Annotated in this window: 2 protein-coding genes; both read right to left on the reverse strand. The window is 70.6% G+C overall.

Annotated features, from left to right (window positions below; all coding sequences use genetic code 11):
* Positions 1-45: 45 nt before the first annotated feature.
* Positions 46-612, reverse strand: a complete 567-nt coding sequence (locus KVT44_RS55460; protein WP_217576835.1) for an aldehyde dehydrogenase family protein — start codon at positions 610-612, stop codon at positions 46-48.
* Positions 613-639: 27 nt separating this feature from the next.
* The gene (locus KVT44_RS55465) at positions 640-1,062 is read right to left on the reverse strand and encodes a Zn-ribbon domain-containing OB-fold protein (protein WP_217576837.1); all 423 of its coding nucleotides are present in this window, start codon (positions 1,060-1,062) and stop codon (positions 640-642) included.
* Positions 1,063-1,218 lie beyond the last annotated feature (156 nt).

The following is a 1,218-nucleotide window of genomic DNA, read 5'->3' on the forward strand; positions in this document are numbered from 1 at the left end:
AGCACTGCTGCTCGTCGGAGGAGAGCGGAAGGTAATTACGGTGCATTAAAGGCGCCAACGACCGTCGAAAATACAGATGACGTTGGGTTTGTCGACGTCCGTGCAGCCGGCGGCGAGGGCAGGGGCGAGCTTCATCATGATCAGGCTGACCGGGTAGTTCCAGGGCACGATGGGCCCGGCGACGCCGATCGGCTCCCGGCGCACCACGACCGGGCCGATGGTGCCGGGACGGGTCTCCTCCTCGGGCGTCTCCCGGGCGAGTCCGGCGTAGTACCGCAACTGGCTGGCGGAGGCGGTGACTTGGGAGAGCCGGGACAGGAAGCCCGGCATGCCGTTCTCGGTGCTCACCAGCGAGGCCAGCCGGTCGCCGGCGCCGTCGATGGCGTCGGCGAACCGCTCCATGACCTCAGCCCGCTCCTTGCCGCCGCGCGCGGCCCAGCCGGGCAGCGCGGCGCGAGCAGAACCGACCGCGGTGTCGATATCCTCGGCGGTACCGTCCGCGGCCCGCCCGAAGACCTCACCGGTGGCCGGGTTCACGACCTGGATCAGGCCGGTGCCCGCGGGCGCGGTGTAGGTGCCGCCGATGTAGTGGTTGGCGTCGGTGCAGGCCATGATGTGCAGCTCCTTGGATCGGATGTCTTACGAGGTGTGTCGGGCAGGGTCGGTGAGGGCGGGCCGGAAGACCGGGACGGCCTCCCCGCCCTCGGGCCGCTCGAAGTCGATGCGCAGCCGCTGTCCCACAGCGAGTGCGGCCGGGTCGGCGTCGAGGAGCTGGGACCACCACCAGGGCCCCTCGTCCAGTTCGGCGACGGCCAGTACGGTGCGCGCCGGCTCTTCGCCGGTCTGGGGCCGGGTGTGCGTGACGGACCAGCTGACCAGCCGGGCGCCGCCGGCCGCGGCCCGCGGTTCCAGGTCGGTGCAGGCGCAGGCCCAGCACTGCTGTTCCTTGGGCCCGGAGTGCTTGCCGCAGGCCCGGCAGCGCAGCACAGGGAATGTGCTGCGGGCGGTGAAGTCGAAGAAGGTTTCGGTGACGGGGTCCCGGTGGACGGCCGCAAGGGGCATGGAAGGAACTCCTTTTCGGTTCTTCAGCCGGCGTGCGCGCCGAGGACAAGAGTGGAGTGGTGGTCCAGAACGCCTCCGTTGCCGCTGACGAGCACGACCTCGGCGTTCTCGACCTGACGTTCGCCGCCCTGGCCGCGGGCCTGGATCACCGCCTCC

This window comes from Streptomyces sp. GbtcB7, from assembly GCF_019091445.1.
GTDB lineage: Bacteria > Actinomycetota > Actinomycetes > Streptomycetales > Streptomycetaceae > Streptomyces > Streptomyces mirabilis.